This is a genomic window from Bradyrhizobium sp. CB1015, assembly GCF_025200925.1.
Classification (GTDB): domain Bacteria; phylum Pseudomonadota; class Alphaproteobacteria; order Rhizobiales; family Xanthobacteraceae; genus Bradyrhizobium.
On record NZ_CP104174.1, the window covers coordinates 6,461,500 to 6,486,291 of the forward strand.

Here is a 24,792-nt window from a genome sequence, read left to right on the forward strand (position 1 = left end):
GGGTGCGTGGTCGCAATGCGCCGCCGTCCGATTGCGAAATCGAGACAAAAAAACCCGCGGCGGATCTCGTCCCGCGCGGGTGAACCAAACTCGTCTCGACGATGTCATCGATGCCCGTGTTTTGCCCGACGTGTCAAACGAACGAATTCGCACAAGCCGCGTTGGACAATCAGGAGAGATCGGCTATGACCATCAATACGAACGCACCCGAGACATCGCCAAACAAGACGGCGCGAAATCTTCCGGGCCCAAAGCCGCGCATCGACGGGGAACGCGCCACGCAGCACGTGATCGTCGAAGATGCCGACGAGACGGCGGACGACGGCCGCGATCTCGTGCATGGCGAGGGCGGCACTATCGATCTCCCCACAAAACCCAGCGATATGTCGAAGGACGATTGAGCCGCCCCGCGGGGCAACGCATCTCGATGATGCCGTTCCGCCGGTCATTGCCCGACGGGTCGATCGGAGCGCCAAAACTGGGAAGCCCCTCCTCCCAGCTCAATATGTGGTGCGCAAGGGGCTTGCTTCAAGCCCCCGATGATCGCGTAAGACCTCTCGACCCGAACACCAAGCCGAGTGGTCACGACATGCCTTTCCTGCTTCCGACGTCGCGGTCGCGCGGCCGAACCAGCGCAGAACGCGCAGCAGCCCCCGGCCATGCGGTCATCATCGCCGGCGCCGGCCCGACCGGCTTGATGCTGGCCGCCGAGCTCGCGCTGGCTAGAATCGACGTCGCATTGGTCGAGCGGCGCGCGAGCCAGGACATCGTCGAGAAGCGCGCCGGCGGACTGCACGCGCGCAGCATCGAGATCCTCGATCAGCGCGGCATCGCCGACCGCTTCCTGCGCGAAGGCGAGATCCTCCAGCTCGCTGGCTTCGCCTGGACGAGGCTCGACATCAGCGATCTCCCCACGCGACACCCTTACGGGCTGAAGCTGCGGCAGACCCGCATCGAGCGCCTCCTGGCCGATTGGGTCGAACGACTCGCGGTGCCGATCTATCGCAACCGCGAGGTGACCGGCTTTGCGGAAGACGCGACCGGCCTCGACGTTACGCTGTCCGGTGGCGAGCGCTTGCGCGCGCTTTATCTCGTCGGCTGCGACGGCGGCCGCAGCCTGGTGCGCAAGAGCGCCGGCATCGACTTCCCCGGCTCTGAACCTTCGCTCAGCAACCTCATGGCCGAGGTCGGGATGCGCGAGGCGCCGGAATTTGGCCTGCGTCACGACGCGCTCGGTTTCCACGGCCTCAGCAAGACCGAGAGCGGGCGCGTGCTGGTCGTGCTGACGGAGGCAAATCTCGCGCGCGATGGCGAGCCCACCTTGCGCGATCTCAGCGCGGCGCTCGAAGCCGTGTACGGCACCGATTTCGGCGTGCACAATCCCGCCTGGATCTCCCGCTTCACCGATGCGGCGCGGCAGGCGGCATCCTATCGCAAGGGCCGCGTGCTGCTCGCCGGCGATGCCGCGCACATTCATCATTCCGTGGGCGGCCAGGGCCTCAACCTCGGTGTGCAGGACGCGGTCAATCTCGGCTGGAAGCTGGCGCAGGTGGTCAATCGCATCTCGCCCGAGAGCCTGCTCGACACCTATCACAGCGAGCGCCATCCCGTGGCCGCGCGCGTGCTGAAGAACACCATGGCGCAGATCGCACTGCTCCGCCGCGGCGACGACGGCCGCAAGGCCGCGCGCGAGGTGATCGCCGAGCTGCTCGCCATGGACGAGCCGCGACAGCGCTTCGGTGCGATGATGAGCGGGCTCGACATTCGTTATGATCTCGGCGAAGGCCACGCGCTGCTCGGACGCCGCATGCCCGATCTCGACATGCGAGTCCACGGCCAGAAAATCGCGCTGTTCACGCTGCTGCACGGCGCGCGCGGTGTGCTGCTCAATTTCGGCAAGCGCAGCACCATCGACATCACACCCTGGGCGGATCGCATCGAGATCGTCGATGCCGATTACGACGGCCCATGGCAGCTTCCGGCCAGCGGCGATGTCGTCCGGCCCGCCGCCGTGCTGGTACGGCCCGACGGCCATGTGGCCTGGGTGGGAGACGAGAGGGGCCGCAGATTGGAGGAGGCACTGACGAAGTGGTTTGGACAGGGGGTATCCCTGGAGGGAGAGAATCTAGAAAAGAACTTGCTCTACCGCTGCATCTCAGATGCTCTCGGTAGGCGAGTGGGATAGCATTTCCCGGCTCTCCACGTACCGTCGCGGGTCTAGACTGCCGTCGGACGAGGCACCATAGTACCTGAACAGGCTCTTCAAGACGCGCGCAACCCGACCCGGCTAGCCATTGGATGGCAAAGCCAAACAACAAACCTGGGCAGGCGGTACAAGCCGGACCTGCATTTCCGCGACGGCTTCCTCCGACAAGCCAAGATTTTCGTTCCAGGGGCTCCTTTAGGTGGCTCAGAATGGACCTCCGCGGACCGGTGAGGGACGGATTTTCGAAATCCTTCGCGGCTTTGCCTTGTCTGCCGGCGAGGCCCGCTTATTTTCGGAGCGGTTAGCCCTTGCTAGCTTCGACTGCTTTTCGAAAATGAAAACGACTAGAAGATAGGAGGAGAGCATGAAATTCCGTCCGCTTCACGATCGGGTCGTGGTCAAGCGCATCGACGCGGAAGAGAAGACCGCTGGCGGCATCATCATTCCCGATACAGCCAAGGAAAAACCCTCCCAGGGTGAAGTCATCGCCGTTGGCCCTGGTGGTCGTAACGAAAACGGCAAGCTGATCCCGATCGACGTCCAGGTCGGCGACCGCGTGTTGTTCGGCAAGTGGTCGGGCACCGAGGTCAAGGTCGACGCCCAGGAGCTGTTGATCATGAAGGAGAGCGACAGCACGGGCGTTCTCACCGAGGTGTCTTCCAAGAAGAAGGCCGCCTAATCCACCGCTCGCATCGCTCAAGCGCCTGCCGGTCGCCTCATTTAGGGTGAGACCACGTCAAAAACTCAGGGAAACCCACCATGTCAGCCAAAGAAGTGAAATTCGGCGTCGACGCCCGCGACCGGATGCTCCGCGGTGTCGACATCCTCCACAATGCAGTGAAAGTGACGCTCGGCCCAAAGGGCCGTAACGTCGTCCTCGACAAGTCGTTTGGCGCGCCCCGCATCACCAAGGACGGCGTCACCGTCGCCAAGGAGATCGAGCTCGATGACAAGTTCGAGAACATGGGCGCCCAGATGGTGCGCGAAGTCGCCTCCAAGTCCGCTGACGCGGCCGGCGACGGCACCACTACCGCGACCGTGCTCGCGGCCGCGATCGTCCGTGAAGGCGCCAAGTCGGTTGCCGCGGGCATGAACCCGATGGATCTGAAGCGCGGTATCGACATGGCTGTGGAAGCCGTGGTCGCCGACCTCGTCAAAAACTCCAAGAAGGTCACCTCGAACGAGGAGATCGCCCAGGTCGGCACGATTTCGGCCAATGGCGACGCTGAGATTGGCAAGTTTATCTCCGACGCCATGAAGAAGGTCGGCAACGAGGGTGTCATCACCGTCGAGGAAGCCAAGTCGCTGGAGACCGAACTCGAAGTTGTCGAGGGCATGCAGTTCGACCGCGGCTACATCTCGCCCTACTTCGTCACCAACGCCGACAAGATGCGCGTTGAAATGGAAGATGCCTACGTCCTGATCAATGAGAAGAAGCTATCTCAGTTGAATGAATTGCTTCCCTTGTTGGAAGCCGTGGTGCAGAGCGGCAAGCCGCTTGTGATTATCGCTGAAGACGTCGAAGGCGAAGCGCTCGCGACCCTCGTCGTGAACCGTCTGCGCGGCGGCCTGAAGGTCGCGGCCGTGAAGGCTCCGGGCTTCGGCGACCGCCGCAAGGCCATGCTGCAGGACATCGCGATCCTGACCGGCGGCCAGGCCATCTCGGAAGACCTCGGCATCAAGCTCGAGAACGTCACGCTCAACATGCTCGGTCGCGCCAAGAAGGTGATGATCGACAAGGAGAACACCACGATCGTCAGTGGCGCCGGCAAGAAGGCCGACATCGAAGCTCGCGTGGCGCAAATCAAGGCGCAGATCGAGGAGACTACCTCGGACTACGACCGTGAGAAGCTGCAGGAGCGTCTTGCCAAGCTCGCAGGCGGCGTCGCAGTGATCCGCGTCGGCGGCGCGACCGAGGTCGAGGTCAAGGAGCGCAAGGATCGCGTGGACGATGCGATGCATGCGACGCGCGCGGCGGTTGAAGAAGGCATCCTGCCGGGCGGAGGCGTTGCGCTGCTGCGTACCTCCGAGCACCTCAAGGGCATTCGCACCAAAAATGACGACCAGAAGACCGGGGTCGAGATCGTGCGCAAGGCGTTGTCTTACCCGGCCCGCCAGATCGCAATCAACGCGGGCGAGGACGGCTCGGTGATCGTCGGCAAGATCCTCGAAAAGGATCAGTACGCCTACGGCTTCGACTCCCAGACCGGCGAATATGCCGACCTCGTCAAGAAGGGCATCATCGACCCGACCAAGGTGGTTCGTGTGGCGATCCAGAACGCGGCGTCCGTCGCAGCGCTCCTGATCACCACCGAAGCTATGGTGGCGGAATTGCCGAAGAAGAACACCGGTGCGGGCGGCATGCCTCCGGGCGGCGGCGGAATGGGTGGCATGGGGGGTATGGACTTCTAAGTCCGACATTCAGAGCTTAACAATAAGGCTCGGCGTAGACGCCGAGCCTTTGCTGATTTCCTATTGACCAGAAGCCGCACTGGGGCAGAGACAGATTGCCGAGCGAGCGTCACTGCGTTGTCTTCGGCTTGATGTCATCCTGTCGGTCTGATCCAGCGGAGCAAAGTCCGGTGGCGACCCAGATATCGGACTAAATGCTCAATCCTCGACTTGCCTGATGTTCAGTTCAAAACCAGCTGGCAAAGAGGCGATTAAGTGAGACGACGGAAGCTCATGTTGTAATCCAATCACCTGGCCCCGTGGATGAACGCTTGCATCTCCTCCAGCGTAAGCTTGCCATTTGCCTTGAAAATTCGTTCGTGAGCTGCCTGAAACTCCTGCAGTGAGATGGTCCCATCGCCTGCTGATCTGGTTGGGTTGTCATTTGGGTCTATGCAAAGGCACCCACAGTGGCCGCACGCCAGAATGAGAGCAGATGTCGTGAGTCACAAGATGCGACTGTACATTTGAAACCTCCTCAGAAACGTCACCACTCCGATAAATCCCGCCCGAGCGATATTGATCCTATCACGTTTCGACAAGGCAGCCGCTAGGCTAATCGACACGATAGAGATCGTTGGGCTTCGGCTCGGCGGAACCAAGACGGAGACCGCACCCGCTCCGACCGCGTGCAGATCCGCCTGGGGTCAATAGGCGCCGTCCTGAGCGCCGCACGTCAGGTCTACCGCGACAACCGGACGGTCAGAGCCGGTCTGGGCTTCGCGTTCGGGGCAGAAGAGACTCATGCGTTGGGCAGATTACGAGTTGAATGACAGCGCCCACGTTCATCGTACCCTCGTGCCGTGGAGGAGCCCTTCACAAGATCCAAACCTCACATCGGCCAATGACTTGTTCGATCGCTTCATTTCGAAAACGGCGTCAGCGTGGGAAAGCGGGAAAGACTTCAAAACGAAATGTCAGCCAGCACGTTGCCATTCTCCCCGTCACCGGTGCCCATAGGGCCGGTTTTTAGAAGGAAGTCTCGGTTGCCGAGAGCTGCCTCGGGTGTTGGGGTATCTTTCGTCGGCGAGCTACTTCTCTCCCGACTTCTGTTTCACGCTCATATGCTCATATGCGTGATGAACCGTATTAGGTCCGCGTCAGCCGCGGCGTAAATGGTGCAAGGTAATTTCCGGCGGGCAATTGAGGCGCACGGGAACGACGCTCGAGCCCGCACCAACGGAAGTATAGCCGGTCATATCTCTGTACTGCCAAGGCCCAGCCCCCATCCGTCTTGGCAGCACCGCCTCGAGCTTGACCGGAATGGATCCGGGGAGACAAATCTGACCGCCGTGGGTGTGTCCGCTCAGCATCAAATCAAAGTTGGCATGCGCAGCCTGACGATAGACCTCCGGTGTATGAGACAACAAGATCGAGAACTCACCGCTGGGTATCGAGAGAGCGGCCTTTTCGAGGTTGTCCACTCTGAAGAAATGAGCATCGTCGATTCCCGCCAAATAGATCCGTTGATCCCTGCGAACGATTGTCTCGCATTCATTGAGCAGCACACGAATGCCCATGGCTTCGAGCCCGGGAACCATCTGTATCGTATCGTGGTTGCCGAGCACGGCATAGATTGGCTGTTTCAGATGAGTTACCACTCGCGCGACACCCTCCAGCGCGGGCTGGAACGGCCCAACAGTCCTTCCCCGATAATCGCCAGTTAGGACGCACACATCGTACTGCATGCTGCCAACCAGCTCGATGAGTCTGCTCATGGCAACTTCATTCATATCCACATGAAGGTCGCTAATGTGGAGAATGGTGAAGCCCTCAAAGAGGGGCGGTAATGTCTTGAGCCTGATTTCGTTTCGTTTGACGAGAATGCGTTCTGCATTCTGTCGTGCACGCCAGTAGAGTCCCGTTGCCTTTAGAACATTTCGAATGATCCACTCGGCCCAAGATGAGTTTTCGAGGTGAAAAAATGTGAGGCCCTGGCCAAATACCTGAGCTTCGTGATCTCTCTCAATCCCCAATCGCTGCCGGGCATGGAGCGGCCCGAGACGGATCTCGAGTTTACGCAGAATGTCTTCGTCCACCAGCTAGTCCTTTTGAACGGGTAGATATAACGTATTCTAATGAGGCCACGGTCAAACCGACAGCGGCTAATTCCCACGCTTCCACTGGAAGTCGCGGTAGGTCATTTGGCTCGTGCACTGCAACACACTGCATCGCTATTCGATCACGTCGGCGCAGCCGAGCAGCTTCAGGTTGATGGATGAGCTCGACCGTGGTGCCTTGGATAACCAACGCAAGACGTTCCACTGAAAGGCCCAATGAAGATCGAACTAACGTCGGATGCAACTATAAGTTAAGCTGAAGAAATGCAATTTCTGCATATCCTGCAATTATTGGTTTTAACGACGCTGGCGAACGGCACACCGATCGTTGCAAAGAAGATTTTTGGCCCACGTTTTTCCTTTCCGCTGGATGCCGGCACCGTATTGTTTGATGAGCGGCCGTTGTTTGGGCCATCGAAAACCATCCGCGGTATTTTAATTTCAGTCCTCATCACGACAGCAAGCGCCCCGCTTATCGGTCTGGATCTGACGATCGGTGCAATCGTAGCGGCCGCGGCTATGGCGGGCGATTTGTTCTCCAGTTTCGTGAAGCGCCGCCTAAACTATCCGCCGAGCAGCCAGGCACTCGGGCTCGATCAGGTTCCCGAATCCCTATTCCCGATGCTGGCATGCCGCGACGCGCTTTCTTTGACCAAAGCAGACATAGCGCTTGGCGTGGGGATATTCTTTATTGGCGCACTAATTCTGTCTCGTTTTCTATTCCGAGCCCACCTGCGCGACGAACCATATTAGCCCGCCATTAGCCCGAACGAAGGCAGTGCAAGGTGATTTCTGGTGGACAGTTGAGACGAACAGGAACGACGCTCGATCCAGCACCCACAGAGGTGTAGCCAGCCATGTCGTGATGCTGCCAAGCTCCTGCCGCCATCCGTCGGGGCAAGACTGCATCAAGTATGATCGGAATAGATCCTGGCAGACAGATCTGCCCACCGTGCGTATGCCCACTCAGCAACAAATTGAAATCGGCATGAGCCGCCTGACGATAGATCTCCGGTGTGTGTGACAATAAAATGGAGAACTCGCCATACGGGATCTGCAACGCAGCCTTTTCGATATCGTCGGCCTTAAAGCAGTGGGCGTCATCGATTCCGGCTAGATAGATTTTCTGATCGCCGCGCAAAATCACCTCGCTCTCGTTGAGCAGCATACGTATTCCCATGGCTTCCAGCCCCGGAACCATTTGGATGGTATCGTGGTCGCCCAGAACCCCATAAACGGGCTCCTTTAGATGAGCTCGCACTCGTGCGACGCCGTTCAAGGTTGCCTCGAACGGTCCAAAGTTCTTCCCCCGATAGTCGCCGGTTAGAACGCATAGATCGTAGCGCATGTCGCCGACGAGTTCGATCAAGCGCTGCATGGCAGCTTCATTCATGTCCACATGCATGTCGCTAAGGTGGAGTATGGTGAAGCCGTCGAAAAGCGGTGGCAACTCCTTGAACAGAACATCATTGCGCTTGACGAGAATGCTTCCAGTATTTCGCCGTCCGCGCCAGTAGAGACCGGTCAGCTTAAGTGCATTTCGAATGACAGAATGGACTGGATACCAGTTCCTTATGTGAAAGGAGAGGAGGTCTTGGCCGAAAATTTGTGCCTCGTGGTTCGTCTCGATACCCAATCGCTGTCTCGCATGGAACGGTCCGAGACGCTCCTCCAATTTGCGCAAGATCTCTTCGTCCATGGAACAACTTCCTCCGAAATCGGCCCGACCTTCCATGGATGTGCGGTACCGGCGCACGATTGCACGCTGCCAGCAGGTCCCGGTTGATATAGTCAACGAGATTGCAAAAGCCACCGCGCAATAGACATCGCGAATTCATAAACCATCAGCTCCGGTCCGCTTTGGTTTACCATACCTTTTAAGCTTTCTCGTCCGTGAGCATGCAATGGTGGCTGTAGATCGGGGACAAATCGCGACAGGGAAGCGTCAGGGCCAGGCCGTGGCGGCCTGGCCCACCATCTCGGGAATGCAATGCCTACAAAGACAACGCCACAAAGGCCAAAACGCAAGAAATCAAATGCGCACTCATTACCGTCCTCCGCGGCATCGATGCTATCGGTGACCGCGCGAAACCTGATTAATATGGCCGTAGTATCCGCCTTCTCGGGCACAGTTCTGCTCGGGCTTCTTGCTGCCAAGCATCTTCGAGCAGCATTCGCGTACCAGTTGTTATGGAAGAAGCCGGCCAGAGGCCGACGTCTGGCTTGATCGCCTTAGAGCATGATGTTTTTATACGGAAACGTAGCCTGAGTTTTTGAAGTAGTTGGTGCACTCCGTCTCGGAGAAGAGATCGAGGAGTTCACCAGCCTTTCTCCAGGTTGCCTCCACGTCACGGGGCTCGGCAGCTCGCATGAGATGTTTGAGTTTGGCGAAGACCTGCTCGATCGGATTGAGGTCAGGGCTATATGGCGGCAAGAAGATGCGGTGGGCGCCTCTGGCGCGGATGGCTTGGCGAGCCGCTTTGCCCTTATGGCTGCCAAGATTGTCGAGAACGACGATCTCGCCCGGTGCGAGGGTGGGTGCCAACACCTTCTCGACGTACAGCGTGAAGAGCTCACCATTGATGGGACCATCGATCACCCAAGGCGCGCTGATCCGATCGTGACGCAGCGCCGCGATGAAGGTCATGGTCTTCCAATGGCCGAAAGGTGCAGATGCTTGGAGGCGCTGTCCACAAGGCCCCCAGCCGCGTAGCGGCGCCATATTGGTCTTGATCCACGTCTCGTCGATAAAAACCAACCGTGCGACGTCGATCCTGCCTTGATGTGCTTTCCAGCGGGTCCGCTTACGGACGACGTCTGGGCGATCCTGCTCGGCCGGTAGAAGCGTTTTTTTTGAAGCTGAGCCCCTCGGCGTGAACAAAAGTCCACACCGCCCGCACGTCTGTCTTGATCCCCCGTGCAGCCAGCTCCTGCGTCAGCTTGCGCAAGGTGAATGGCCCCGAGCGAATGCGTTTGCGCAGCCAGTCGGCGTTGGCATCCGACAGAACCCGCTTCTTGTGGCCGCCGATCTGGCCGGGCGCCAGGCCTCCGGTATCCCGCCTCAGATTCTTCCACTTCGTCACGCAGGAGGGGCTGATCTGGAGCGCCTCGGCAATCGAACGAACCGTTTCCCCTGCGTCAGCTCGCGCCAAAGCCCGTTCCCGGATGTCTTCCGAATAGGGTCGCGTCATCCATGCTGGCCTCCGCCCTCCAGCATGGATGTTGAATCAGAAATCGCTCCCAGTGGGAATCCCGATTCCAGTCAAAAACAACATGCTCCTAGCGGACTTGCAAAAATTCAGAGCGGACGTCAGCAATGGGCCTTGCCTGTGTGAAAATGTCAGGGCGCTTGACGGCGATAAAATAACTCATTCGTTCAAGACCGTCTTCGCGGTCAACCTCGCAAGCGCATTCAACTTAAAGAACGAACTGAAGAATGAAATTCTAGCCGTGTTTCGATCTTTCGCGTTTTTACACAGCCAGGGCCAACAGCAGACATCATTGAGGCCTCGGAGGAAAACCGCACCGGGCACGCACCTTAGCACTTCGCGAAATCATTCGTCAGAGAGAGGTGGCACCCAACCGACCCTGAACCTGCAATGTCGTCGCAACGTGAAATTATCGTTGTTGCTGTCTGGATTTGATGTCGAGCAAGTTCAGCAGCGTTGCGGTCGCGATCATCGCCACGATGCCACCGAGACTAAGGGCTATCTGCATCGCAAGCCCGTCCGAGATGTCGAGCCGGGCGACATCGGCAGCGAACGACAGCAGAACGCCGAGACAATAGATTGGTAGCGAGTTCTGGCCACAGAGGATTGCAGCGCGCATCACCGGTGTCATCGGCGCCGGCCATTTGCGAGGCATGAACCATACCGCCAAGACTGCCATAGCCAAAAAATGCAGCAGCAGCCCAAGCTTACGGTACTGCGTGGGTGACCACATTTTCAACCACCCCATACGATCTACCGCCGCGAGACAGGTTCGGCACAATCGCGAGAGTGCATGAAGACACAAGCAGTTCTGCTGTTTGCGCGACGATCACCGTCATGAAGCTGCAATCAAGCAGGGTCGTCCAAACGCGCTCGGCTGTTGCCGCCTCCAGTTGAGCCTCATGCGGATGAAGGTGCTCGTAAAGTTTCAACACCCCAGGCAGGTCGCATTGCGTGGCGGGACGGACAATGACTTCGTTCATTCAATGACCCACAAGCAGGAATTTGCCGCCGCTGAACGAGGCGCTCACTGAGCCCGCACGTTAACCCCGCTATTGAGGAGGTGGAGGGCCTCTTCATGAAGACCGACAGTTGCTGAAGCCAAGACTGGGCCACCCTCCTCCGCCCTTTCGCCGTCAATCCGCGTCACCACTCCGCCCGCCTTTTCGATGATCGGGATCAACGCGACGATATCGTAGGATTGGAGCGAAGGTTCGACTGCGAGGTCAATACGGCCAGCAGCGACCATCGCAATGGCATAGCATTCGCCACCGTAGCGCGTCATCCGTACCGAGGCGGCAAGGCGATCGAAGCCGTGCTTGAGCTCACCGTGATAGCGCTCAGGCGAATTCGTATGCAGGATCGCCCGCGAAAGCGTGCCGACGTCTCGCGTAGACAGTCGTTCGCGCTTGCCTGCATATTCGCACCAGGCTCCATCGGCGGAGGCCCAGAAACGCTCACGCGTGAAGGGCTGGCTCATCATTCCCAGTTCGGCTCGGCCATGCACGGCGATATCTGCCAATCGATGAAGAAAATCGGCGCCCGGCAGTTTCGGCATAAAGTATCTCCAAGCGTGCACACTCGCTGCCGTTGTATACGGACAACTGCCGAATTACATCCTAAACTTGCATATCGGCCGGCTGTGATCTTGAAGGTCGCCGCCGACACGCCGCCAGACCAAGGCGAGACCAAAGAATGGACCGCGTCAGGGCTGGACGCGAAAGCTCTCCGAGTTGAAGATGACCAGCCGCACCAGTTGAGGAGGTCAACATAACGAGGCCTAGCCCGACTTGGCGGATCTCACCAGTTCGCGGCGACCAGAACGCGATCGACGAGGAAGGCGAGCCCAGCGACCAGCACGAGCGCGGAGAGCGCCGTCACCGCCCGCCGCTCCAACGCGGCGCGCCGAAACCAAAGGAGGATCGGCAGGAAAGCGGCGATCACCGCTGCCTGGCCGGATTCAACGCCGAGGTTGAACGACACGAGCGCGCCGGCCAGGGCGGCCGGGGGCAGATCGAGATCGAGCAACGCGCCGGCAAAGCCGAAGCCATGCACGAGGCCAAACGCGAAGCCCACGGCCCAGCGCCACGACGCCGTGCGTCTGAGGAAAATGTTTTCGGCCGCGACGTAGACGATCGACAGCGCGATCACCGGCTCGACGATCCAACTGGGCGGCGACGCCGCGCCCAGTACCGCCACGGCCAAGGTGATGCTGTGCGCCACCGTGAACGCGGTGATGACGGCGAACAAGGATCCGATTCCTCCGCCGCCCAGAACGAGAGCCAGCACGAACAGGAGGTGATCAACTCCTGTCAGGATGTGCTCGATGCCGAGCCGAAAGAAGGCGAAGACGCCGCTCCCGGAGGTAACCTCGGGCGCCGGGCTCCCGCTCGGTGCCGCGACGGCGAGGCGAGCCTCGCGCCGGTCGCCCTCGAGGGTGTATTGCTGCACGCTCCCCAGGGCTTCGACGCGGGCAAGCGTGTGGTAGTCGTTGCCGAGGACGTCGGACAGGTCGTCGCGCAGCACAAGTTCGCGCGGCGTACCAGGGCAGGCGTAATCGATGATCACTACGGCATTGGCGCGGTCGGGCGTGGGCGGCGTGACCGTTCCGGGCACCGGCTCGCATCGCACCCCATTCGCGGAAATGCCGACTTTCCGCGCGACCAAATCGGCCAGCGTGGCGTAGTCTCCACGGGGCGCCAGCCGCAGCCCGGCGGCCTCGCCGCCGGCCGCCGCGAGCGCATCGGGGCCGAGGGTGAGGCTGTATCGGACAGTTCCGCCGTGCAGGCTCACGGTGGCATAGCCCATCGAGCCAGCGATGTGCCCTTGCGCTGGTCCGAGCGGTAGCAGCAGCGCGAGAGCAGCCCACGGCGCCGCGCGGCGGAGAGAGGCGGGAGGCGTCATCGCGCGGCCGCTTCAGTCATGACCTCGGCCCACTCGCCGCCGACGAAGCGGGACATGAGGTAGAGCCGCGGATTGTCGTCGATGCGCATGTACTGGAGGTACCCCTCGGGGTTGAATTCGCCGAAGCTGGCGGCAAGCACCAGCTCGCCGTAGCCTCCGTAGAGCTTCACGGAGAGCCGTGGCGGGTCGAGGCCGAACGGCGCCGGATCGCTCCCCACGAGCTCTGCCGCCTCGATCTCGCGGACCGGCCCGGAATTGTGCATGATCTGAACGGCCTTGCTGACCTGGAGCCCAGCGGCGCCGATGTTGACGCCGTCCGGCGTCACCCACTCTGTCTCGCCCGCACGGAGCAGGGTAACGCGCCGCGTGCCGCGGCTCAACTCCACCCGCTTGACCTCTTCGGGCGCGCGTTTGAGCACGCCCTTAGCCTCGAACCGCACGAGCTGGCGCTGCACCGGCATAGCGCCGCTCACCACCATCGCCGCGAGGTAGAGCAGCGCGAGCGCCGCGAGGACGGGATGCAGGACGTGCCGCCTCATCGCCGTCGCCACCAAACAACGCAGCCGAGCGCGACCACCAGCAGCGGCATTGCGACCACGACCATGAAGAACACCGCGTTCGACTGCCGCCCGGTCAACGCGATCAGCGGAGGCACGGGGACACGCGCGGCGACGGCCGTCGTGCGTTCCTCACGTGCCAGCCAGCGGGCTACCGAGAGCAGAAGGTCGCTATTCGCCATATAGGGAAAGAACGAGTTGCTGGCGAAATCGCTGTCGCCGATGACGATGGCGCGCATGGGTTCGGCGTCGCGGTCGAGGCGCCCTTCCACAGCGACTCCCAACACGCGCGGGCCGGAGACCGGTGGCGAGGCCGCGTCCTTCTCACCCGTCGCGTCAGGCTCCACTGCGTGTGACCCCACCGGCTTTACCGGGCGCGTGTAGCTGTCGCGGCTGCTGAGCAGCAGCGGGGTGACGCGGAGGTCGCCCGCCGTCGGCAGCATCGTGATGGGGCGGATTCCGGGGTAGAAGGTGAGCGAGATCGAACGCGTAACCGGATGAGGGTCGTAGCCCGTGACCGCCACGATCTCGGAGTTGGTCGAGTAGTGGCTTAAGGGATCGACGACGACCTCCTGCTCCGGCCGGACGCCGAGCTCGGCGACGAGCCGGGCAAGCCCGGGTTCGAGCACGAAACCCAGGTCCAGGAGGAGGAGGGCCGACCCGCCGCGTCGCAGATAGGCGCGCAAGGCCGCGCTTTCAGCCGGCAGGAACGTGGTCCGCGGATTGGCCGCGACGACGAGGGTGCACCCGATCGGCACGTTATCCTCGGTGGCGAGGATGAGCTTCCGCGCCTCATAACCCTGCGCTTCGAGCGCGCGGCGCAGCCGCCCCGCGCCGTGGCCCGGCATCTCTACCACCTGCGAGCTGGCGTCGTCGTGGCTGTGGCCAGCGCCGCCTTCTAGGTGGGTGTGGTACTCGAAGTTGTCCATCGGCAGCTCGCCGTGGCCCTCGAGGAAGCAGGCCGTAATCGCGCGCCCGCGCAATACGCGCTGGATACCTATCGCGATCTCCGTCTCGTCCGTGCCTTGCACCAGCACCCGATGTCCCTCCGCTTCCACGACCGCGACATTGTAGATCTGGATTGCCTTCTCGCGCGCGAGTCTCGGGTCCCGGTCCGGATCGACCGCGACGACTTTGAGCAGCGGGTTGCGCCGGGCCATGATCGCAAGGAGGTCGCGCGCGCGCCGCCCCGCGGGATCCTGCGACCGATAAAAGTAGGTGACGGTTACCTCGCGGGAGACCTCGTCGATCGCCCGCATGGCCGCCCCCGAGGGCGTATAGACCTTCTCCCGCGTCAGGTCGAAATGCACGTCATGCAGATGCAGCGCGACATTGGCCAGCACCGCGGCGCCGACCGCGACCAGCACGATTCCGGCCGAATAGGCCCGCCCTCGCCAGCCCACGAGCCCGGTCTGCAGCGGCAGCCTCAGCCCGGTCGCGAACAGCACCAGGACGGCCATGAGCCAGCCGCCAGCCCAGAGCAAAGCATTCCAGTCGAGCTCGGAGTGTTCCATGGGGTCAGCGCCGGGCCAGCCCGCGCACGGCGAGGAACAGCCCGAGCAGGGTCACCGCGAGGAAGAAGCCGAAATCCGAAGCGTACATGGCGCCGAGGGCAAAAGGCTGGAAGCGCGCCAGCAGCGACAGCCCGAGCACCCAATTGTCGATCGGCGACGGCAGCAACGCGGCCCAGGCGTCAATCGCCCACAGCATCCCGAACACACCGAGCGAGACGACCGCGGCCACGATCTGGTTGGCGGTGAGCGCGGAAATGGCAAGACCGATCGAGACCAGGGCGGCGGCGAGCAGAGCGAGGCCGAGATAACCGCTGTAGATCGGACCCCAATCGGGGGTGCTGAAACGCGCCAGTATCCCCGCATAGACCAACGTGAGCGCGACCATCGCGAGCAGCATGCCCATTGAGGCTGCGAACTTGGCGAGCACGATGTCGCCCTCGCGCACCGGTGCCGTCAGCAGCAGCTCGAGGGTGCCACCCCGGCGTTCCTCCGCGAACTGCCGCATGGTAACGAGCGGCACGAACAGGACGAGCTGCACGGCCGCCTGAAAGAAGACGTTCACCAGCGTCGCCTGCTTGGTCGCGATGAGCGTGACGGCGAAGCCGTAGCCGTTGAGCACAAGGAAAACGGCGATGACGGCGTAAGCGATCGGCGAGACGAACAGCGCGCGCAACTCCTTGGCAACCAGGGCGAGAAACGCCGTCATTGGAGCGCTCGGCTCGCCGTTAGCCGGAGGAATAGCTCCTCCAGGTCTGAAGCCGTCTCGACCGTCTCGACGCTCGCGATGCCGGCGAGGCAAAGGGTCGCGGCCACGTGCGGCGCTGCGCTGGGCTCCGACACCTCCACCCGCCAGCCGGCCAAGTCCCCATCAGGCTGCTGCTCGCGCGTCACGCTGTCGATCCCCGCCAAGCCCGACAAGGCCGCCGCGACCTCGTCCGCCCGGTCCGCCAGGGCGCGGACCCGGAGCGAGGCGCCGCGCCTGGCGCCGGCCAGGTGGTGAACGGTGAGCAGCCGCCCGTCGAGCAGGATAGCGACCCGATCGGCGACGCGTTCCATCTCGGCTAGGACGTGCGAGGTGACAAGGACCGCGCTGTCGCGAGCCAGCGTCCGCAGCAGGCCGCGCAGCTCGATGACCTGACGCGGGTCAAGGCCGTTGGTCGGCTCGTCGAGCACCAACAACTTGGGTTCGTTCAGCACGGCCTGGGCGATTGAGACGCGCTGCCGATAGCCGCGCGACAGCCGGCCAATCACGGCGTCGCCAACCGGCTCGAGCGCGAGCCGCGCGCGGGCGGACTCGATGCCTCGGCGCAACGCACCTCCCCGCAAGCCCCGCAACTGGCCCATGAAGTGAAGAAATTCGTCCACCCGCATATGGCCGTACAGCGGGGCGTTCTCCGGCACGTAGCCGATCCGCGCGCGCGCCTGGTGTCCGTCGCGGACCACGTCGAAGCCGTCGATGCGGACAGTCCCTTCGCTCGGCCGCAGATAGCCGGTGATGACCCGCAAGATGGTGGTCTTACCCGAGCCGTTGGGACCAAGCAGGCCCACCACTTCCCGCTCGTTCACCTCGAACGAGACGCCGTCCACTGCCTGGCGACGGCCATAACGTTTGCCCAGCCGTTCGACAGAGGCGACAGCGATGCCGTGCCGCGAGCTTTCAGCCGGCGCGATGCCAAGCCCCGCCGGGGCTCGGCGCGGTCGATCGGTCAGGCGCAAGTCCAGTGGCGGCGTCGAGCCGGTCAATCGTAGAATTCCGGCGCCTTCTTCATCGCCTTGAACGCGTCCGGGTCGTGGGCGGTGAAGAAATTTGCCTTCTGCGTCGCCATTTCCCGCCTGATCCACTCGAAGGCTGAGTAGAATCCCGATGTCGAATAGACCAAGGGGGTGCTTGGCGGTATGTTCTGCTCGACGTTCTCCCGGAAATAGACGTTGTCCCCGGTGAGGATGGTGAGGCCGGTGTTCTTCAGCCGCACCGTCATCATCTGGCTGCCCGGCGTGTGGGCAACCCAGCGCTTCACGACGAGCGTGCCATCTCCAAACAGGTCCTGATCGCCTTCGAGCTGCAACATCTTCACCGCGTTTGCGCTTGGCGTCATGTTGCCGCGCAGCGGCAGGACGTCGCCGAGAACGTAATTGGAGCCAGTGCCGGGCTCCGGCCAGAAGAAGTTCTGGATCTCGCTCTTTTGCACGACGAGCGTCGACTTCGGGAACTTGGCGACATTGCCGCCGTGGTCGAGGTGAAGATGGCTCACCACGACGTAGGTGATATCGTCGGGCGTGAGATCGATTTTCTTGAGCTGCGTATCGATCGCGACATCTGGCGTGTTGACCGGCTTCAACCCGGTGAACGCGGCACCCCAGTAGCCTGGGTCGGTGATAATCTTGTCGTTGTTACCCGTGTCGAAGAGAACATTCCCTTTCGGATGTTTGATCACGTAAAAACCGACCGGAACCTGGATCGCCGGCTCCATGGGTGCGCCGTTCACCAAAAATCCTTTGCCGAGAGTCAACGCGCCGGAACTGAAAGCGTAGAGCTTAAGGTCTTGGGCGCTTAGTGCCGTACTCGACAATACGCTCCCGAGAAGAGCGACCATTGCCGTCAAATATTTGCAGGTCATTCTTTGCCTCCCTCGTCGCGAATTTTGTTATGTTTTGCTTCTGTGCAAAGCCGCAGAGGCGCCGGCAGGATGCACTTAAGTTCAACACGCCGCAGGAGACCTGTCAATAATTCTGGACGGTGTCCCGGTTCACCGGACGGTACTGCGGCGCCAGTGGTCAGGATTGGCCGAGGCTCGTTGCGTGAGTGGATGGCTGTGGGCTAGGGGCATTCCTGCTGAAACCAGTCTTCAACCGCAGCATTCCGGTAAGAGCGTCAGCTGGGGTCTGTCCGCGCTCCAACGAAGCGTCCCATCCCTAAGCCAATCCACAGGGAACGTCACTTCGCACGCGCAAAACCAATGCTCATTTCGACCAGCGCCCAGTTGCGGACCAGCGCACCGCCATTGCCGAAGCCAAGGCCAGGAGGCGCGTCTTGCGCTCACAGATGACCTCGGCGAGCGCGACCGCCAGCTTGCGCACCTGCAGCAGATGCTCGCCACCAACAATGCGAAGCTTGCCGAAGCGCAGAAGGTCCAATCGGAGATGATGCGAAGGGAACGCGAGCTTGAGGACTCAGTGGCGCAAAAGATCGCTACGGCCGCGACCTCGCGACATGCTCCATCGACAAAGAAAGCGTGAACGGCTGGCTGGTACGCGACACAGGCCATGGCCTTTCGACGCTACTCGGAAGCCTGTTGGCGGCGAAGAGGGCTGGCAACACGCGCCAATTATAGTACCGTTGTTGCAAGAAGCAGCACGCGGCGGCTGAAGCCGGACGCGACACAAAGAAGAGGGAGGACTTTCGATGCAATTTCTCAAGGCTGCGGTTGCGGCCGGGCTTGTAGTTGCGACCTTTACGGGCACCTCGCTTGCGCAGACCAAGCCGTCGGAGCTCAAAATCGGCATCACGACGTTCCTGTCGGGCCCTGCGTCAGTCTTCGGTGTGCCGGCGAAGGCCGCGGCGGAGATGATCGCGGAGGACCTCAACAAGAAGGGCGGCATCGGCGGCGTGCCGGTCAAGCTCTCCTTCATCGACGAAGGTGCGGGAGGCGAAGCGCTCGTCTCGAATTACCGACGCGTGGTGCAGGACGAAAAGGTCGATGCCACGTTTGCTTCGATCTCGTCCGGCAGCTGCACCCAGTTGGTGCCGGTCGCCGAAGACCTAAAAGTCATGAATTTCATGTGGGACTGCGGTGCGGCCTCCATCCTCGAAACCAAGAAGTACCGCTACAATTTCCGGACTCAGGCGAACGGCACGCCGGAAATGCTGGCCGTGCTCCTTTACCTGCTCAAGACCAAGCCTGACTTTAAGACGATCGCGGTGGTCAATCAGGATTATGCATGGGGTCGGGAGAGCTGGGAGATCTTTTCGACCGCGCTCAAGGCGATGAAGCCGGACGTGCAAGTCGTCGCGGAGCTCTTCCCGAAGTTCGGCGCACCGGACTACTCCACTGAAGTTTCCCGTCTGTTGGCGCTGCGGCCCGATGTGGTGCTGACCACGTCTTGGGGCGGAGATCTCGACACGCTGGTCCGCCAGGCCGGTCAGCGCGGCCTGTTGCAGCAGTCGACCTTCGTGCTCGGAATCGGCGAATCATCGGTCCAGCGGTTGGGCAAGGACTTGCCTGAAGGCCTGATCGTCGGCGCGCGCGGAGATCACTGGTTCCTGCATCCCGAGAAGAAGAACGACGCGGCCTTCAAGGCGTTCAATGAAGCCTTCAAGGCGAAGACCGGTGCATGGCCGATCTACCCGGTCTATCACATGGCGCAGGCGTTCAAGGCCTTGCAGACGGCGTACGACAAGGCGATCAAGTCCAATGGCGGCAACTGGCCCACGCGCGAACAGGTGGTCGACGCGACGGCGGGCATCGAGTTCGCCACCGGCTTCGGCCGTCCGATTACGCTGCGGCCCGAGGACAACCAGGGTCTCGAAGCTCAGCTGGTCGGCGTCACCAAGTCCGTTCCGGGGTACGACTTCAAGCTGCTCGACAACATGATGATCTTCGATCCGAAGTTGATCACCAACCCGGCGGGCGTACGGTCGGTTGAGTGGCTCAAGACGCTCAAGCCGGACTTCGCCAAGATGGACGTGCCGACCTTCAAAGCTCAGTAGCGGCACGCTCGACTTTTCATCCCCGTCCTCCGAGCCGCGTCCCGGAGGACGGACCTTTTCCGAAGGCCATCATGAACTCGACACTCGCTATCTTGGCTATCCTCGATGGGATCAGCTATGCCGCACTGGTGTTCTTGGTCTCGGTCGGGCTCAGCCTGATTTTCGGCGTGCTACGCGTAGTCAACGTCGCGCACGGTTCGCTGTACGCGTTCGGCGCCTACCTGGCTGCGACGTTCAGCCTTGCAATCGCGCCGATCTCGCCTTGGCTCACCTATCCCGCGCTGCTGGCCGCCTCCATCGTGATCGGCGTCGTGTGCGGCGGTTTCATCGAACGGTTTCTGCTGCGACCGCTCTCCGGACAGGAGGACGCCCTCCAGCTTCTGATCACGTTCGCCGCCTTCATGATCATGGACAACCTGCAGCGTTTGGTCTGGGGCGTGCAGCCCATCTTCGCCGCGGAGCCGTTGAGACTACTTCCCAACCTCGCCGTGTTCGGCGTCAGCTACACGTCGTACCAGGTCATTCTGCTGCCCGGCGTGGCATTGGCGACGCTGTTCGGGCTCCGCTACTTTCTGCGCAGGACGCTGTCGGGAGCGGTGATCCTTGCGGTCACGGAGGACCGCGAAGCTTCGATGGCCATCGGGATTGACGCAAAACGCGTATATTTCGTCACCTTTGTCATCGGTGCGAGTCTGGCCGCGTTGGGAGGAGCGCTGGCCTCGCCGACCACCTCGCTGGTCCCCGGTATGGGCGCCGATATGATCGTGCTTTCCTTTGCCGTCGCTGCGACCGCGGGTCTCGGCCAGATCGAGGGCACCGCGCTCACCGCGCTGATGATCGGCCTGACCCGTGCCTTCGTGATCTATCTCCAGCCGGAATTCGAAGTTCTCGTTCCCTATCTGCTGATGGTGCTGGTGCTTCTGGTGCGTCCGTTCGGCCTGTTCGGTGCCGTGCAAGTAAGGAAAATATGATGAGCGGTCGCATCAAGCCGGTCACCACGATCGCGATCGTCTTCTTTCTGGTTAGCGCCGTCGCGCCCCTTTTGGTATCGAGCTGGGCGACCTTGTTCGCGTTGATTCTCGCGAAGGGCATCGTCGTTCTCGGTATCATTCTTCTGCTGCAGGCGGGGCAGGTGTCGTTCGGACATGCAATGTTCTTCGCTACCGGGGCGTATACCGCGGCGTTCTGGGGCAAGTACGTCGGTGGCGGCGACATCGTACTCTTCATCGCGCTGGGCGGCATAACCTCCGCCGTCTTCGGCCTTATCGTCGGGCTCTTCGTCGTGCGCTACCGGGAAATCTTTTTTGGAATGCTGAATCTGGCGTTTTCGATGGTGCTGTGGTCGCTGCTGGAGAAGATGTTTCATTACACCAACGGCGCCGACGGCATCCGGGTCCCTCGTCCGGCCCTGTTAGGGCTGTCGTTTACGCCCGAAACCTTCCAGTACGTCATTCTTTACGTGAGCCTCTTGATCGCGGTCGTCGCGTTCTACGGCGTGCAACGCTATCTCGATAGCCCGCTCGGACACATGCTGCGTGCCGTCAAATCGAACGAGACCCGGCTCGAGTACCTCGGGACGTCCGCACGGCGCGTGCTTCTGATAGGCTACGTGATATCGGCTTTTCTCGGCGGCATCGGCGGCACGCTGGTGGCGATCATCCAGCAGATCGCCACGCCCGAGTTCGGGTTCTGGACGAAGTCGGGCGAGTTCGTCTTTATCGCGATCCTCGGCGGCAGCGCCCACGCCTTCGGAGCGTTCGCCGGCGCGGCGATGTTCGAGTGCGTGCGCTTCTATGCGGCGGCCCACCTGGCCGACACCTGGCAGCTGATCCTCGGCATGGTCTTGATCGTCATCATTCTCTATGCGCCTAACGGACTGATAGGTCTCAGGCAGCGCTACGGCCAGGCGAAGCAGGGAGGACATTGATGGCCAACGTCCTCCTATCCGCGAAGGGCATCAAGATCCGGTTCGGTGGCGTCGTCGCCGCCGACGGTATCGATCTGGACGTGCTCCAAGGCGAGAACCTCGCGATCATCGGACCGAACGGCGCCGGAAAGACCACCTTCCTCAACATCTCGACGGGTTATTTGCGGCCGCAGGCCGGAAGCATCACCTTTCTAGGCCAGGAAATCACGGCGCAGCTCCCGCGCACGATCACCAAGCTCGGCATCGCGCGGGCCTTTCAGATACCGCAGCTTTTTCTCGATCAGACTGTGATAGAGAACATGCTGATCGCCGCGGCCTCGCGGCTGGGAAGCCCTTCCGGCTTCACGGCTCTTTCCGCCCTGCCTGAGCTGCCTGAAATGGAGCGCCTTCTGGATCTCGTCGGCGTCAAGTTGTACGCGTCTCGCAAGGCGAGGGAGCTTCCCGAGGGACAACGCAAGCTGGTCGACATCGCTCTGGCGCTCGCGCTGAAGCCCAGACTGCTGCTGATGGACGAGCCCACCTCGGGCGTCGCCTCCGCCGAGAAGCTGGAGATCATGGACATCCTGACGTCCGCGCTCGCCAAGGAGAATGTGACTTCGGTCTTCGTCGAGCACGACATGGACATGGTGGAGCGCTATGCCCACCGGGTCGCGGTGTGGAACGTCGGGAAGATCCAAAAGGTCGGCACGCCGGCGGAGGTTCTGGCCGATCCCAAGGTCCGCGAACAGGTGATCGGCATATGACGTCGATGCTGGACTTCGAGAACGTCAACGTCGCGATCGCCGATGCGCCAGTGCTGCGCAGCGTCAGCTTCTCGCTGCCGCCGGGTGCGACCGCCGCACTCATTGGGCGAAATGGCGCCGGTAAGACGACGACGGTACGGACCATCATGGGCTTCACGAAGGCGAGCGGCACCGTGCTCCTGGGCGGTCAGGACCTGGGACATGTTCCTCCGCACCGCCGGCCCTTCTTAGGCATCGGCTACGCCCCCGAGGACCGTCGTCTCTTCTCGGCCTTTACGGTGGAAGAAAACATTCTTTTGCCCGGTCGCGTCGCGAAACTTGGCGCGGACGAGGCGCGCCGGCGGCTGGAGCGAGCCTACTCCGTCCTGCCGGAGCTCAAGGAACTGGCGAGTCGCCCGGCGGGCTCCGTCTCCGGCGGCCAAGGCAAGATGGTCGCCCTCGGGCGCGCCCTGATGCTAGGCACCCGCCTCGTCATTCTGGACGAGCCGTTCCAGGGCCTCGCCCCTGTGCTGGCGCAGAGGTACGCCGAGGCGCTGCGTCGGCTTCGTTCGCAGGACCGGGACATTACCCTGCTGATCACGGAGTCGAACCCGAAGCTGCTCGAGACCTTTGCCGACGTGACGCTGACGATCGAGCGCGGCGAAATCGAAAGCCGGGTCCGGGTGTAGCGCTCGCCCGGTTCGGGCGCGCAAAACAGACGGTCAAGCCAGGTTCCATCGGGGCTTTCCGAACAGACGAATCTACTGGCGCTCAATGCAACACGAGGCGGCCCGCGCCGGCGAAGCCGGCAGCGATTTGCGGTGGTCGCACAGTAGCTCAAAGAGCTTGCCGCCAGGTCTTGATTTCCGCTCATCGCTCTCGGCGGAAAGCAATCGGTGGTCGTGTCCCCGGTGATGGTGTAGCTCGGTAGAGCAAAGCCGTCCGCACGCGCGCCCTCCCATGGCGCCGTAGCGGGCGGGCGGCTTTGCGGTGGTCACCGGCAGTTCGCCGGTAGGGTCGGGTTGCTGACACCAACCTGATTCGAGGAACCACCGATGACCGATGAGATGATGAACCTCCGCACGCTCGTGGAGAAGACCCCTGATGCGGATCTGCTGCGCGAGATGATCGGCTTTGCTGCCCAGCGCCTGATGGAGCTGGAAGTGGAAGGCCAGACCGGGGCCGCCTACGGCGAGAAGAACCCCGAGCGTCTGGCGCAGCGCAACGGCTACCGCGACCGGACCTGGGAGACCCGCGCCGGCACGGTCGAGCTGCGCATTCCCAAGCTGCGCAAAGGCTCCTACTTCCCCGGCTTTCTGGAGCCGCGCCGGATGGCCGAGAAGGCGCTCACCGCCGTGGTGCAGGAAGCTTATGTGCAGGGCGTCTCGACCCGCTCCGTCGACGATCTGGTGCAGGCGATGGGCATGAGCGGCATCTCCAAGAGCCAGGTCTCGCGGCTGTGCGCGGAGATCGATGACAAGGTGAAGGCGTTCCTCGCTCGCCCGATCGAGGGCGATTGGCCCTATCTGTGGATCGACGCCACCTACGTGAAGGTGCGCCAGCAGGGGCGCATCGTGTCGGTCGCGGTGATCGTCGCGGTCGGCGTCAACAGCGATGGCCGGCGCGAAGTTCTCGGCATGGACATTGGTCCCTCGGAGGCCGAGACATTCTGGACGGCGTTCCTGCGCAAGCTCGCCCGCCGCGGCCTGCGCGGCGTCAAGCTGGTCGTCTCCGACGCCCACGAGGGCATCAAGGCGACCGTCGCCAAGGTGCTCAACGCCAGTTGGCAGCGTTGCCGCGTGCACTTCATGCGCAACGCGCTGGCCCATGCCGGCAAAAGTGGACGGCGTGTCGTCTCCGCCTTCATCGCCACTGCGTTTGCCCAGGACGATGCCGAGGCCGCACGAGCGCAATGGCGGAAGGTCGCCGATCAGCTCCGCCCCAAGCTACCCAAGCTCGCCGGCTTCCTCGACGAGGCGGCGCCTCAACGGCGAGATCAAGCGCCGGACCGAGGTCGTCGGCATCTTCCCCAATGAGGACGCTATCGTCCGCCTCATCGGCGCGATCCTGCTCGAACAGAATGATGAATGGGCCGTCCAGCGCGCCCGTTACATGACGCTGGAAACCATCGCGCCGTTGAGCGATGATCCAACCGTCAGCCTCCCGGCTATCGCCAGCTGACCAGTCCGGCTCTTGCCGGCGAACGCGGTGTCCCACCGCCAGTTACACCACGCTCAGGGACACGATCCAATCGGTTGCAAGTCGAGGTCGCGAAATTCTTGGACGAGGTTCGGGCAGCCTAGCTCGGAACAGGCGGACAAAGCTTCTCGGAAATATCTGTCCGTCGACTTCCCAATTGCTAAGCGCGACCGCTAGTTACGGGAGGTGTCGTCCAAAGCCTCCCTTTTGCGCTGTCCGAAATCGATGGCGGAAAGGAAGGGACTCTCTCCCCCTAGGTCGCGATTGCGAGAAATCCGCCGTAAAACAAGGATTCGCAAATAGCCCGGCCGTGATTTGTGACCACCGCGTGTACC

23 protein-coding genes and 2 pseudogenes are annotated in these 24,792 nt (G+C 61.8%); 11 read left to right on the forward strand and 14 right to left on the reverse strand.

The annotated features are described in order from the left end of the window. Positions 1 to 185 precede the first annotated feature (185 nt). From N2604_RS30295 to groL, 4 genes are all read left to right on the forward strand, one after another. Complete coding sequence (locus N2604_RS30295; RefSeq protein ID WP_260371698.1) at positions 186 to 401, forward strand: hypothetical protein; 216 nt, start codon at positions 186 to 188, stop codon at positions 399 to 401. Positions 402 to 589: 188 nt separating this feature from the next. Beyond that, a complete protein-coding gene (locus tag N2604_RS30300; RefSeq protein ID WP_260371699.1) occupies positions 590 to 2,185 on the forward strand; it encodes an FAD-dependent monooxygenase in 1,596 nt (531 codons plus the stop codon). 385 nt (positions 2,186 to 2,570) lie between these two features. Then, positions 2,571 to 2,885 carry a co-chaperone GroES gene (locus N2604_RS30305; protein WP_260371700.1) on the forward strand — a complete coding sequence of 105 codons (315 nt, stop codon included), beginning with the start codon at positions 2,571 to 2,573 and terminating at the stop codon, positions 2,883 to 2,885. Between the two features lie 80 nt (positions 2,886 to 2,965). Then, positions 2,966 to 4,618, forward strand: coding sequence for a chaperonin GroEL (gene groL / locus N2604_RS30310; protein ID WP_260371701.1), 1,653 nt, complete (start codon positions 2,966 to 2,968; stop codon positions 4,616 to 4,618). A gap of 287 nt (positions 4,619 to 4,905) precedes the next feature. On the opposite strand, the pseudogene N2604_RS39835 reads toward groL, so the two are convergent. Then, a pseudogene (locus N2604_RS39835) lies at positions 4,906 to 5,019 on the reverse strand (EF-hand domain-containing protein); the annotation flags it as partial. Positions 5,020 to 5,757: 738 nt separating this feature from the next. Continuing rightward, positions 5,758 to 6,696 (reverse strand): metallophosphoesterase, encoded by a 939-nt coding sequence (locus N2604_RS30315; protein ID WP_260371702.1) that lies wholly within the window; start codon positions 6,694 to 6,696, stop codon positions 5,758 to 5,760. A 285-nt stretch (positions 6,697 to 6,981) separates the two neighbouring features. Here N2604_RS30315 and N2604_RS30320 point away from each other — a divergent pair, with 285 nt between their 5' ends. Then, positions 6,982 to 7,470 carry a CDP-archaeol synthase gene (locus N2604_RS30320; protein WP_260371703.1) on the forward strand — a complete coding sequence of 163 codons (489 nt, stop codon included), beginning with the start codon at positions 6,982 to 6,984 and terminating at the stop codon, positions 7,468 to 7,470. Between the two features lie 7 nt (positions 7,471 to 7,477). Here N2604_RS30320 and N2604_RS30325 read toward each other — a convergent pair whose 3' ends face one another. From N2604_RS30325 to N2604_RS30380, 12 genes are all read right to left on the reverse strand, one after another. After that, positions 7,478 to 8,416, reverse strand: a complete 939-nt coding sequence (locus N2604_RS30325; protein WP_260371704.1) for a metallophosphoesterase — start codon at positions 8,414 to 8,416, stop codon at positions 7,478 to 7,480. A gap of 549 nt (positions 8,417 to 8,965) precedes the next feature. Beyond that, a protein-coding gene (locus N2604_RS30330; RefSeq protein ID WP_260370534.1) for an IS630 family transposase occupies positions 8,966 to 9,908 on the reverse strand; the annotation gives its coding sequence in 2 pieces (ribosomal slippage) (positions 8,966 to 9,571 and positions 9,573 to 9,908; 942 coding nt in all). Positions 9,909 to 10,335: 427 nt separating this feature from the next. Next, the gene (opgC, locus tag N2604_RS30335; RefSeq protein ID WP_260371705.1) at positions 10,336 to 10,659 is read right to left on the reverse strand and encodes an OpgC domain-containing protein; all 324 of its coding nucleotides are present in this window, start codon (positions 10,657 to 10,659) and stop codon (positions 10,336 to 10,338) included. Further along, complete coding sequence (locus N2604_RS30340; RefSeq protein WP_260371706.1) at positions 10,634 to 10,909, reverse strand: hypothetical protein; 276 nt, start codon at positions 10,907 to 10,909, stop codon at positions 10,634 to 10,636. Before N2604_RS30340 ends, opgC begins: the two co-directional genes overlap by 26 nt. A gap of 44 nt (positions 10,910 to 10,953) precedes the next feature. Further along, positions 10,954 to 11,484: an inositol monophosphatase family protein gene (locus tag N2604_RS30345; RefSeq protein WP_260371707.1), complete on the reverse strand. Its 531-nt coding sequence runs from the start codon at positions 11,482 to 11,484 to the stop codon at positions 10,954 to 10,956. Between the two features lie 242 nt (positions 11,485 to 11,726). Next, entirely contained in the window at positions 11,727 to 12,734 is a 1,008-nt protein-coding gene (locus N2604_RS30350; RefSeq protein ID WP_260371708.1) for a HupE/UreJ family protein, read from the reverse strand. Positions 12,735 to 12,826: 92 nt separating this feature from the next. Continuing rightward, complete coding sequence (locus tag N2604_RS30355) at positions 12,827 to 13,369, reverse strand: DUF4340 domain-containing protein (RefSeq protein WP_260371709.1); 543 nt, start codon at positions 13,367 to 13,369, stop codon at positions 12,827 to 12,829. Beyond that, a complete protein-coding gene (locus N2604_RS30360; protein ID WP_260371710.1) occupies positions 13,366 to 14,901 on the reverse strand; it encodes a Gldg family protein in 1,536 nt (511 codons plus the stop codon). Before N2604_RS30360 ends, N2604_RS30355 begins: the two co-directional genes overlap by 4 nt. A gap of 4 nt (positions 14,902 to 14,905) precedes the next feature. Further along, on the reverse strand, positions 14,906 to 15,607 hold the full coding sequence (locus tag N2604_RS30365; protein WP_260371711.1) for an ABC transporter permease: 702 nt from the start codon (positions 15,605 to 15,607) through the stop codon (positions 14,906 to 14,908). Continuing rightward, positions 15,604 to 16,644, reverse strand: a complete 1,041-nt coding sequence (locus N2604_RS30370; RefSeq protein ID WP_260371712.1) for an ABC transporter ATP-binding protein — start codon at positions 16,642 to 16,644, stop codon at positions 15,604 to 15,606. The genes N2604_RS30365 and N2604_RS30370 overlap by 4 nt, the downstream gene beginning before the upstream one ends. Beyond that, entirely contained in the window at positions 16,641 to 17,519 is an 879-nt protein-coding gene (locus N2604_RS30375; protein WP_260371713.1) for an N-acyl homoserine lactonase family protein, read from the reverse strand. Before N2604_RS30375 ends, N2604_RS30370 begins: the two co-directional genes overlap by 4 nt. Positions 17,520 to 17,862: 343 nt before the next feature. Then, on the reverse strand, positions 17,863 to 18,036 hold the full coding sequence (locus N2604_RS30380; protein ID WP_260371714.1) for a hypothetical protein: 174 nt from the start codon (positions 18,034 to 18,036) through the stop codon (positions 17,863 to 17,865). A 268-nt stretch (positions 18,037 to 18,304) separates the two neighbouring features. Between N2604_RS30380 and N2604_RS30385 the strand changes: the two genes are divergently transcribed. From N2604_RS30385 to N2604_RS30410, 6 genes and pseudogenes are all read left to right on the forward strand, one after another. Beyond that, entirely contained in the window at positions 18,305 to 19,609 is a 1,305-nt protein-coding gene (locus tag N2604_RS30385) for an ABC transporter substrate-binding protein (protein ID WP_260371715.1), read from the forward strand. Between the two features lie 71 nt (positions 19,610 to 19,680). Next, positions 19,681 to 20,580, forward strand: a complete 900-nt coding sequence (locus N2604_RS30390) for a branched-chain amino acid ABC transporter permease (RefSeq protein ID WP_260371716.1) — start codon at positions 19,681 to 19,683, stop codon at positions 20,578 to 20,580. Next, the gene (locus N2604_RS30395) at positions 20,580 to 21,536 is read left to right on the forward strand and encodes a branched-chain amino acid ABC transporter permease (protein WP_260371717.1); all 957 of its coding nucleotides are present in this window, start codon (positions 20,580 to 20,582) and stop codon (positions 21,534 to 21,536) included. Before N2604_RS30390 ends, N2604_RS30395 begins: the two co-directional genes overlap by 1 nt. Further along, on the forward strand, positions 21,536 to 22,279 hold the full coding sequence (locus N2604_RS30400; RefSeq protein WP_260371718.1) for an ABC transporter ATP-binding protein: 744 nt from the start codon (positions 21,536 to 21,538) through the stop codon (positions 22,277 to 22,279). The genes N2604_RS30395 and N2604_RS30400 overlap by 1 nt, the downstream gene beginning before the upstream one ends. After that, entirely contained in the window at positions 22,276 to 22,947 is a 672-nt protein-coding gene (locus N2604_RS30405; protein ID WP_260371719.1) for an ABC transporter ATP-binding protein, read from the forward strand. The genes N2604_RS30400 and N2604_RS30405 overlap by 4 nt, the downstream gene beginning before the upstream one ends. Positions 22,948 to 23,313: 366 nt before the next feature. Then, a pseudogene (locus N2604_RS30410) lies at positions 23,314 to 24,439 on the forward strand (IS256 family transposase). Positions 24,440 to 24,792 lie beyond the last annotated feature (353 nt).

What these genes read in the sequence shown, in the direction of transcription:
- N2604_RS30295 (WP_260371698.1), top strand. Translation starts at nt 186, where the DNA reads ATGACCATCAATACGAACGCACCCGAGACATCGCCAAACAAGACGGCG.
- N2604_RS30300 (WP_260371699.1), top strand. Translation starts at nt 590, where the DNA reads ATGCCTTTCCTGCTTCCGACGTCGCGGTCGCGCGGCCGAACCAGCGCA.
- N2604_RS30305 (WP_260371700.1), top strand. Translation starts at nt 2,571, where the DNA reads ATGAAATTCCGTCCGCTTCACGATCGGGTCGTGGTCAAGCGCATCGAC.
- groL (WP_260371701.1), top strand. Translation starts at nt 2,966, where the DNA reads ATGTCAGCCAAAGAAGTGAAATTCGGCGTCGACGCCCGCGACCGGATG.
- N2604_RS30320 (WP_260371703.1), top strand. Translation starts at nt 6,982, where the DNA reads ATGCAATTTCTGCATATCCTGCAATTATTGGTTTTAACGACGCTGGCG.
- N2604_RS30325 (WP_260371704.1), bottom strand. Translation starts at nt 8,416, where the DNA reads ATGGACGAAGAGATCTTGCGCAAATTGGAGGAGCGTCTCGGACCGTTC.
- opgC (WP_260371705.1), bottom strand. Translation starts at nt 10,659, where the DNA reads ATGTGGTCACCCACGCAGTACCGTAAGCTTGGGCTGCTGCTGCATTTT.
- N2604_RS30340 (WP_260371706.1), bottom strand. Translation starts at nt 10,909, where the DNA reads ATGAACGAAGTCATTGTCCGTCCCGCCACGCAATGCGACCTGCCTGGG.
- N2604_RS30345 (WP_260371707.1), bottom strand. Translation starts at nt 11,484, where the DNA reads ATGCCGAAACTGCCGGGCGCCGATTTTCTTCATCGATTGGCAGATATC.
- N2604_RS30350 (WP_260371708.1), bottom strand. Translation starts at nt 12,734, where the DNA reads ATGGGCTATGCCACCGTGAGCCTGCACGGCGGAACTGTCCGATACAGC.
- N2604_RS30355 (WP_260371709.1), bottom strand. Translation starts at nt 13,369, where the DNA reads ATGAGGCGGCACGTCCTGCATCCCGTCCTCGCGGCGCTCGCGCTGCTC.
- N2604_RS30360 (WP_260371710.1), bottom strand. Translation starts at nt 14,901, where the DNA reads ATGGAACACTCCGAGCTCGACTGGAATGCTTTGCTCTGGGCTGGCGGC.
- N2604_RS30365 (WP_260371711.1), bottom strand. Translation starts at nt 15,607, where the DNA reads ATGACGGCGTTTCTCGCCCTGGTTGCCAAGGAGTTGCGCGCGCTGTTC.
- N2604_RS30375 (WP_260371713.1), bottom strand. Translation starts at nt 17,519, where the DNA reads ATGACCTGCAAATATTTGACGGCAATGGTCGCTCTTCTCGGGAGCGTA.
- N2604_RS30385 (WP_260371715.1), top strand. Translation starts at nt 18,305, where the DNA reads ATGCAATTTCTCAAGGCTGCGGTTGCGGCCGGGCTTGTAGTTGCGACC.
- N2604_RS30390 (WP_260371716.1), top strand. Translation starts at nt 19,681, where the DNA reads ATGAACTCGACACTCGCTATCTTGGCTATCCTCGATGGGATCAGCTAT.
- N2604_RS30395 (WP_260371717.1), top strand. Translation starts at nt 20,580, where the DNA reads ATGAGCGGTCGCATCAAGCCGGTCACCACGATCGCGATCGTCTTCTTT.
- N2604_RS30400 (WP_260371718.1), top strand. Translation starts at nt 21,536, where the DNA reads ATGGCCAACGTCCTCCTATCCGCGAAGGGCATCAAGATCCGGTTCGGT.
- N2604_RS30405 (WP_260371719.1), top strand. Translation starts at nt 22,276, where the DNA reads ATGACGTCGATGCTGGACTTCGAGAACGTCAACGTCGCGATCGCCGAT.